The organism is Streptomyces pseudogriseolus, assembly GCA_002154585.1.
Classification (GTDB): Bacteria; Actinomycetota; Actinomycetes; order Streptomycetales; family Streptomycetaceae; genus Streptomyces; species Streptomyces pseudogriseolus.
This window is the reverse complement of record MUNG01000116.1, coordinates 1-8342: the sequence shown is the minus strand read 5'-3', so window position 1 is coordinate 8342 and position 8342 is coordinate 1. Positions and strand designations below refer to the sequence as shown.

6 protein-coding genes and 1 pseudogene are annotated in these 8342 nt (G+C 73.9%); 5 read left to right on the top strand and 2 right to left on the bottom strand.

The genetic code is table 11. From position 1 onward, the window contains the following. Nucleotides 1-94: 94 nt before the first annotated feature. The 3 genes and pseudogenes from CCN29_RS12205 to CCN29_RS12195 all read left to right on the top strand — a co-directional run. Nucleotides 95-2296: pseudogene (locus tag CCN29_RS12205) on the top strand (S41 family peptidase); the annotation flags it as partial. A gap of 82 nt (nt 2297-2378) precedes the next feature. Then, the gene (locus CCN29_RS12200; RefSeq protein ID WP_031018871.1) at nt 2379-2732 is read left to right on the top strand and encodes a histidine triad nucleotide-binding protein; all 354 of its coding nucleotides are present in this window, start codon (nt 2379-2381) and stop codon (nt 2730-2732) included. A gap of 6 nt (nt 2733-2738) precedes the next feature. Beyond that, nucleotides 2739-3644 carry a ribonuclease Z gene (locus tag CCN29_RS12195; RefSeq protein ID WP_086681631.1) on the top strand — a complete coding sequence of 302 codons (906 nt, stop codon included), beginning with the start codon at nt 2739-2741 and terminating at the stop codon, nt 3642-3644. A 39-nt stretch (nt 3645-3683) separates the two neighbouring features. On the opposite strand, the gene CCN29_RS12190 is transcribed toward CCN29_RS12195, so the two are convergent. Next, nucleotides 3684-4082 carry a cupin domain-containing protein gene (locus tag CCN29_RS12190; protein ID WP_086681628.1) on the bottom strand — a complete coding sequence of 133 codons (399 nt, stop codon included), beginning with the start codon at nt 4080-4082 and terminating at the stop codon, nt 3684-3686. Between the two features lie 52 nt (nt 4083-4134). Here CCN29_RS12190 and CCN29_RS12185 point away from each other — a divergent pair, with 52 nt between their 5' ends. Further along, nucleotides 4135-5136 (top strand): GlxA family transcriptional regulator, encoded by a 1002-nt coding sequence (locus tag CCN29_RS12185; RefSeq protein ID WP_086681625.1) that lies wholly within the window; start codon nt 4135-4137, stop codon nt 5134-5136. Nucleotides 5137-5195: 59 nt separating this feature from the next. On the opposite strand, the gene CCN29_RS12180 is transcribed toward CCN29_RS12185, so the two are convergent. Further along, on the bottom strand, nt 5196-6539 hold the full coding sequence (locus CCN29_RS12180) for an MFS transporter (protein WP_086681623.1): 1344 nt from the start codon (nt 6537-6539) through the stop codon (nt 5196-5198). 395 nt (nt 6540-6934) lie between these two features. Between CCN29_RS12180 and CCN29_RS12175 the strand changes: the two genes are divergently transcribed. After that, complete coding sequence (locus CCN29_RS12175; RefSeq protein WP_086681619.1) at nt 6935-8242, top strand: glucarate dehydratase family protein; 1308 nt, start codon at nt 6935-6937, stop codon at nt 8240-8242. The last annotated feature ends 100 nt before the right edge of the window (nt 8243-8342 follow it).

Sequence of the window (8342 nt, the reverse complement as noted above, 5' to 3'; positions counted from 1 at the left end):
GCGCGGTGTGGCGCCGGGGGCCGGTCCGGTGGGGGGGCGACCTCCAGGTCGTCGTCGCCCTCGGCGTCCGCCACCCACACCACCCATTCCTCCCCGTCCGCGCGGAAGGCGCGCGGACGGTGAGGAATGGGTGGTGTGGGTGACGGACGCCGAGGGCGACGACGCCCTGGAGTTCGCCCCCGCCACCGGACCGGCCCCCGGCGCCACCCCGCGCCGGCTGGCCGCCGGACAGCTCGGCCGGGTCGTGGACCTGGCGATGGCCCCCGACGGCAGCCGCGCCGCGATCGCCTCGCACGACGGCCGTGTCCTGCTCGTCGAGCGGGAGACCGGCGAGGTCCGCGAGATCGACCGCAGCGAGGACGGCGACGTCTCCGGGCTGGTCTTCTCGCCCGACTCCGGCTGGCTCGCCTGGTCCCACCCCGGCCCGCGCCCGCTCAGCCAGATCAAACTCGCGAACACCACCGACCTGTCGGTCACCGAGGCGACCCCGCTGCGCTTCCAGGACTACGCGCCCGCCTTCACCCTCGACGGCAAGCACCTCGCGTTCCTGTCCACCCGCTCCTTCGACCCGGTCTACGACGAGCACGTCTTCGACCTCGCCTTCGTCGAGGGCGTCCGGCCGTACCTGATCACGCTCGCGGCGACCACCCCGTCGCCGTTCGGGCCGCAGCGGCACGGCCGGCCCTTCGAGACGCCGGACCGGGAGGAGACCCCCGACAGCGAGGGCACCCCCACCACCCGCATCGACCTCGACGGGCTGGCCGACCGCATCGTGCCGTTCCCGGTCGAGGCCGCCTGCTACAGCAACCTGCGCGCCGCCAAGGACGGCGTGCTGTGGCTGCGCCACCCGGTGCGCGGCGTGCTCGGCGCGTCCCGGGCCACGCCCGACGACCCGGACCCCAAGACCGACCTGGAGCGCTACGACCTCGCCCAGCAGCGCGTCGAGCACCTCGCCGTGGACGCCGACCACTTCGAGGTCAGCGGCGACGGCAAGCGGGTGCTGCTGTGGACCGACGGGCGGCTGAAGGTCGTGCCCAGCGACCGGCGCGCCTCCTCCGACGACGACAGCGACAGCAACATCACCGTCGACCTGGGCCGCGTCCGGCAGTTCGTCGACCCGGCCGCCGAGTGGCGGCAGATGTTCGACGAGAACGGCCGCATCATGCGGGACAACTTCTGGCGTCCCGACATGAGCGGCGTCGACTGGGACGGGGTCCTGGACCGCTACCGGCCCGTGCTCGACCGGCTCGCCACCCACGACGACCTGGTGGACCTGCTGTGGGAGGTGCACGGCGAACTCGGCACCTCGCACGCCTATGTCACCCCCCGCGGCGGCTTCGGCGGCGGCGCCCGTCAGGGACTCCTCGGCGCCGACATCTCGCGGCACGAGGACGGCACCTGGCGGGTGGACCGCATCCTGCCCGCCGAGACCTCCGACCCGGAGGCCCGCTCGCCGCTCGCCGCGCCCGGTGTCGCGATCCGTCCCGGCGACGCCATCGTTGCCGTCGCCGGACAGCCCGTCGACCCGGTGACCGGACCCGGGCCGCTGCTGGTCGGCACGGCGGGCAAGCCCGTCGAGCTGACCGTGTCACCGGCCGGCGGGGGAGAGCCGCGGCACGCCGTCGTCGTACCGCTCGCCGACGAGGAGCCGCTGCGCTACCACGCCTGGGTCGCCGACCGGCGGGCGTACGTCCTTGAGAAGTCCGGCGGACGGCTCGGCTACATCCACGTCCCCGACATGCAGGCGCCCGGCTGGGCGCAGATCCACCGCGACCTGCGGGTGGAGGTGCTGCGCGAGGGCCTGGTCGTGGACGTGCGGGAGAACCGCGGCGGCCACACCTCCCAGCTCGTGGTGGAGAAGCTGGCCCGGCGGATCGTCGGCTGGGACCTGCCGCGCGGCATGCGCGCCGAGAGCTACCCGCGCGACGCGCCCCGGGGACCCGTCGTCGCCGTCGCCAACGAGTTCTCCGGCTCCGACGGCGACATCGTCAACGCGGCGATCAAGGCGCTCGGCATCGGTCCCGTGGTCGGCACCCGCACCTGGGGCGGCGTCATCGGCATCGACAGCCGCTACCGGCTCGTCGACGGCACGCTGGTCACCCAGCCCAAGTACGCCTTCTGGCTGGAGGGCTACGGCTGGGACGTCGAGAACCACGGGGTCGACCCGGACGTCGAGGTCGTCCAGCGCCCGCAGGACCACGCCGCCGGGCGTGACGTCCAGCTCGACGAGGCGGTGCGGCTGGCGCTCGAGGCGCTGGAGACGGCCCCGGCGAAGACGCCGCCGGCGCTGTCGTGACCGCGGGCGGGCGGCACGACGGCCCGCGGGCGGGTCGGTAGCATGCCTTGTGCAGTGAAGATCACCGGGTCGAGGAGGGCGTATGGCAGGGGAACCTCAGGACGACTGTCTGTTCTGCAAGATCGTCGCGGGCACCATCCCGGCGACGGTCGTGCGGGAGACGGACACGACCGTCGCGTTCCGTGACATCAACCCGCAGGCGCCCACCCACGTCCTGGTGATCCCGAAGGCGCACCACAAGGACGCCGCCGCGCTCGCCGCGGCGGAGCCGGGACTGGCCGCGGACGTGCTGCGCGAGACCCAGGCCGTCGCGGACCAGGAGAAGCTGGAGAGCTACCGCATCGTGTTCAACACGGGCAGCGGCGCCGGCCAGACCGTGTGGCACGCGCACGCCCACGTGCTGGGCGGGCGCGGTCTCGAGTGGCCCCCCGGATAGGCCGCCTTGTCCGTCCGAGAACTGGTGGTGCTCGGCACCGCCAGCCAGGTCCCCACCCGGCACCGCAACCACAACGGCTACCTGCTGCGCTGGGACGGCGAGGGCATCCTGTTCGACCCCGGCGAGGGCACCCAGCGGCAGATGCTGCGCGCCGGGGTCGCCGCCCACGACATCGACCGGATCTGCGTCACCCACTTCCACGGCGACCACTCGCTCGGCCTCGCCGGGGTGATCCAGCGGATCAACCTCGACAAGGTGCCGCACCCGGTGAGCGCGCACTACCCGCGCTCCGGACAGCGGTTCTTCGACCGGCTCCGGTACGCGACCGCCTACCGGGAGACCGTCGCCCTCCTCGAGGCCCCCGTCGACACCGACGGCCCGCTCGTGCGCACCCCCGGCTACACACTGGAGGCGCGCCGGCTCTCCCACCCCGTCGAGGCGTACGGCTACCGGCTGGTCGAGCCCGACGGCCGCCGCATGCTGCCCGACCGGCTCGCCGCGCACGGCATCGAGGGGCCGGACGTCGGCCGCATCCAGCGCGAGGGCTCCCTGAACGGGGTCGCCCTGGAGGACGTCAGCGAGGTCCGGCGCGGACAGCGGTTCGCGTTCGTCATGGACACCCGGCTCTGCGACGGCGTGTACGCGCTCGCCGAGGGCTGCGACATGCTGGTGATCGAGTCGACGTTCCTCGACGAGGACGAGGAACTGGCCGTCGACTTCGGCCACCTGACCGCCGGTCAGGCCGCGAGGGTCGCCCGTGAGGCGGGCGTCCGCCACCTGGTCCTCACCCACTTCAGCCAGCGCTACCCGGACCCCGAGGAATTCGAACGCCAGGCCCGCGCGGCAGGCTACGAAGCCGACCTGACGGTGGCCCGCGACCTGGACCGCGTACCCCTCCCGAAACGCCGCTGACGCCTCCTGGCTCCCGCCGGGGCGGTCGCGCCCGGCGGGTCAGGTGTCGAGCGCGTGGCCGGTCGTCGCGTCGACGTGGTCCGGGATCTCGTCGTGGCGGTCGCCCACGGTCGGTGTCCCGGTGGGCTCGAACATGAGGATGGCGGCGCCGCCGGCCGGAGCGTACGGCCTGTGCTCCGTGCCTCGGGGGACGGTGAAGACCGACCCCTGGGGGAGCAGGACCGTGCGCTCGCCGTCCGGCTCGCGCAGGGAGATGTGCAGCTCGCCGTCGAGTACGAGGAAGAACTCGTCGGTGTCGTCGTGCACGTGCCAGATGTGCTCGCCCTCCACCTTGGCGACGCGGACGTCGTAGTCGTTGACGCGCGTGACGATGCGGGGGCTCCACAGGGCGTCGAAGGAGGCCAGGGCCCGGCCGAGGGGGATCGGTTCGCTGCTCATGAACTCACCCTGAGCCCTTTGGCGCGGGTGACGTGAGTGCTAGGAATCGCACATGACGCAAGAATCCTCGCACGCGGCTGACGCGGCTTCCGCATCAGGCGTGCACCGGGTCGTCGTGATCGTGGACGAGAACTCGAACCCCTTCGAACTCGGCTGCGCGACCGAGGTCTTCGGGCTGCGCAGACCCGAGATCGGCCGTGACCTCTACGACTTCCGGCTCTGCTCGCCCGAGCCCCGCACCCTGATGCGGGACGGGTTCTTCACGCTCACGGGAGTCGCCGGCCTGGAAGCGGCCGACACGGCGGACACCCTGATCGTCCCCAACCGGCCGGACATCGAGGTGCCCCGCCGTCCCGCGGTGCTCGACGCCGTCCGCCGGGCGCACGCCCGCGGTGCGCGCCTGGTCGGCTTCTGCAGCGGCGCCTTCACCCTGGCGGAGGCCGGCGTCCTCGACGGGCGCCGGGCCACCGCGCACTGGCAGTGGGCGGACTCCTTCCGCGCCCGCGTCCCTGCCGTGCGGATGGAGGAGGACGTGCTGTTCGTGGACGACGGCGACATCCTCACCGCGGCGGGGAGCGCGGCCGCCCTCGATCTCGGGCTCCATCTGGTCCGCCGTGACCACGGCGCGGAGATCGCCAACGCCGTGAGCCGACGGCTGGTCTTCGCGGCGCACCGCGACGGCGGGCAGCGGCAGTTCGTGGAGCGGCCCATGCCCGACCTGCGGGACGAGTCCCTGGCGCCGGTCCTGGCCTGGGCTCAGGAGCGGCTGGACTCGCCGCTCACCGTGTCCGGCCTCGCGGAGCGCGCGGGGGTCAGCCCGGCGACCCTGCACCGCCGCTTCCGGGCGCAGCTGGGCACCACGCCGCTGGCGTGGCTGACGGGGGAACGGCTCGCGCTGGCGTGCCGGTTGATCGAGCGAGGGGAGTCCCGCTTCGAGGTGGTCGCGCGCCGCAGCGGACTCGGCACCGCCGCCAACCTGCGCACGCTGATGCGCCGCGAGACCGGCATCACGCCGTCGGCGTACCGGCGCCGGTTCGGGCCGGAGGCGAGCTGACGGAGCGCGGCTTCCGGCGGGGATCTCCGTGACCGCGCCCCTCGCCCGGCGCCCGCGTGTCACATCCCGCCCGGCGCCCTCGTGGCCGCGGCCGTGTCGTACGCCCCCTGAGCGGCGGCCGGCGTGCCGTCGAGGGGGATCTCGACGACCGACTGCTCGGGCGCGCCGACCTCCGGCACGGCACCGGACGGCGTTCCCGTGGTCGCCGCGACGACGGCCGCCGGGTGTCCGCCCCGCCGCCGTACGGCACCCGGCAGCAGCGGCCGCCCGCCCGTGTGCAGCGCGACCCCGGTCATCGGCACCGCGACGAGCAGCAGCCCCACCGCGAGCACCGCCCCCATCACGGGGAAACCGGCCTGCGCCGACAGCACGCTCCCGGTGAGCGGCCCCGCCGCGGTCCCGAGCGACGACGCCGAGCCGACCAGCACCGCCCACCGGCCCCGCGGGTCCAGCGACGCGGCCAGCCCGATCAGGTACGACAGCACCACCGGGTAGAACGTGTTCCAGGCGATCTCGCCCGCTGCGAAGCTTCCCAGCCCGGTCGCGGAGGCACTGAGCGCGATGCAGCACGCGATGAGGACCGTGCCGCCGCCGATGGGCAGCGCCCGCCCGAGCCGCGAGCCGAGCGCGCCCGCGCCCAGCACGCCCAGCAGCCCCGCGCCCAGCGCGACCGCGAAGACCACGCCCACGGTCGGCTCGGACAACTGAGCCTGGCCGACGCCGATGCGGCCGCTGACCCCCCACAGCGCGTTCTGCGCCAGGGACCACAGCAGCATCGCCCCGGCCAGCACCATGCCCGAACGCCGGTGCGGCAGCCGGCCACCGGCCTCGGTCGTCTCGGACGCCTCCGCCGTCGCCGCCGGCCCGGACGTGCCGCCGGGCAGCCGGGAGGTCAGCGGCCACACCGCGAGCGCGGTCAGGGCGATGGCGGCGAGGGTGAGCCCGTGCCCTGGCAGGTGCGGCACCGTCAGATAGACCGCGCCGGCCAGCGCGGACACGCTCAGCAGGCCCAGGGTGGAGGCCCGGTGCGGGTCCTTCTCGGCGGCGATCCGGGTCGCGGCGACCGTGGTGGCCGTGCCCGAGCCGAAGCCGCCGACGACGGCGCCGGCGAGGACGGCCGGGACGGAGGTGGTGAGGGCGGCCCCGCCGTAGCCGACCGCGGCGAGGACGAGACCCAGCCGGGCAAGCGTCCGCGCCCCGGTCCGTTCGACGCGGGAGGCCAGCAGGAACCCGGCCGTGGCCGAGCTGAGCAGCAGCAGACTGCCGACGGCTCCCGCCTGGGTGGCCGTCAGGTCCAGGCCGCGTTCCAGCCGGCCGACGGTGGTCGGCAGCAGATACGGGGCGAGGTACCCGGCCGTGAAAAGGGCGACGAGGGGCCAGGGGGTGGTGCGAGGGGCGTACACGGGCGTTCCCAGGGCGTGCGAAAGGGACGGTGCGAAAAAGGAGGTTGTGGGGGCGACGGCCGTCGACGGACGAGAACGCGCGGGCAATTTGTATCAAGCGGGGGCAGGGCAACGGGAGCGGGGAAGGTGTGATCTGAGTCACTCTTGTGTTTGGTGGGTTTGGCGGGTGGGTAGCAGCGCGCTTTTCCCTGTCCGGCGGGCGGCGGACACCCCCGGCCGACCCCATTGACGCCCCTGGTTCCCCCCTCTAGCCTTCGTTCTCATACGTGGATGCCGTTTACATAGGGAGACGGACGAGCTACGGCGACGGGGACACCTCCGACCGGCTGCCGCGCGGCTTCCACGTGCCGTTCCTCGAACCGCGCGACCGGACCCGACCTCGTAGGAGCCGCCCTGTGACCGCATCCACCTCCCACGGCCTGACCGTCACCGAGGTCCGCCTCACCCCGGTCCTGGTCGCCGACCCGCCCCTGCTCAACACCCAGGGCGTGCACCAGCCGTACACCCCCCGGCTGATCGTGGAGGTGGTCACCGTCGACGGCGTCACCGGGCTCGGCGAGACGTACGGCGACACCAAGTACCTGGAGCTGGCCCGCCCGCTCGCCGACCGGCTCGTCGGACACCGGGCCGACGACCTGAACCGGCTGTTCGCCGAGGCCGACCAGGTCGCCGTCGACGCCGCCCGCGTCTCCGGACAGGTCGACGTCGGCGGACTGCGCGGCGTGCAGACCGCCGACAAGCTGCGGCTGTCCGTGCTCTCCGCCCTCGAGGTCGCCTGCCTGGACGCCCTCGGCAAGAGCCTCGGCCTGCCCGTGCACGCCCTGCTCGGCGGCAAGGTGCGCGACGCCGTCGAGTACAGCGCCTACCTGTTCTACAAGTGGGCCGAGCACCTCGAGGGCGTGCCGGCGGAGAAGGACGACTGGGGCGCGGCCCTCGACCCGGCGGGCGTCGTCGGACAGGCCCACCGCTTCACCGAGCGGTACGGCTTCACCTCGTTCAAGCTCAAGGGCGGCGTCTTCCCGCCCGAGGAGGAGATCGCCGCCGTCCGCGCCCTCGCCGCCGCCTTCCCCGGCCATCCGCTGCGCCTCGACCCCAACGGCGCCTGGTCCGTGGAGACCTCGCTGAAGGTGGCGCGGGAGCTCGCGGACGTCCTGGAGTACCTGGAGGACCCCACGCTCGGCACGCCCGCCATGGCCGAGGTCTCCGCCGGCACCGAGGTGCCGCTCGCCACCAACATGTGCGTGACGACGTTCGCCGAGATCAAGGAGGCCTTCACCCGGGACGCCGTGCAGGTCGTCCTCTCCGACCACCACTACTGGGGCGGGCTGCGCAACACCCGGCACCTCGCCGCGATCTGCCGCACCTTCGGCGTGGGCGTCTCCATGCACTCCAACACCCACCTCGGCATCAGCCTCGCCGCGATGACGCAGGTGGCGTCCACCGTGCCCAACCTGCACCACGCCTGCGACTCCCACTACCCCTGGCAGTCCGAGGACGTCCTCACCGAGCGGCTCGCCTTCGAGGACGGCACCGTACGGGTGTCCGACGCGCCCGGCCTGGGCGTGGAACTCGACCGCGACCGGCTGGCGTTCCTGCACCGGCGGTGGCTGGACGACGACGGCACGCTGCGCGACCGCGACGACGCGGCGGCGATGCGGGTCGCCGACCCGGCCTGGACGCAGCCCGCCGTGCCCCGCTGGTGACCGCCGTGGCCGCCCTCGGTGACCGCCCGGCGTGACGGCCCTCCCGTTGTCGGTGCCGTGGTGCACACTGGCTGAAACCGCACCACGGCACCGACAACGG

Bases quoted from the DNA above. Each gene is read 5' to 3' on its own strand.
- CCN29_RS12200 (WP_031018871.1), top strand. From the start codon at position 2,379: ATGGCAGGGGAACCTCAGGACGACTGTCTGTTCTGCAAGATCGTCGCG.
- CCN29_RS12190 (WP_086681628.1), bottom strand. From the start codon at position 4,082: ATGAGCAGCGAACCGATCCCCCTCGGCCGGGCCCTGGCCTCCTTCGAC.
- CCN29_RS12185 (WP_086681625.1), top strand. From the start codon at position 4,135: ATGACGCAAGAATCCTCGCACGCGGCTGACGCGGCTTCCGCATCAGGC.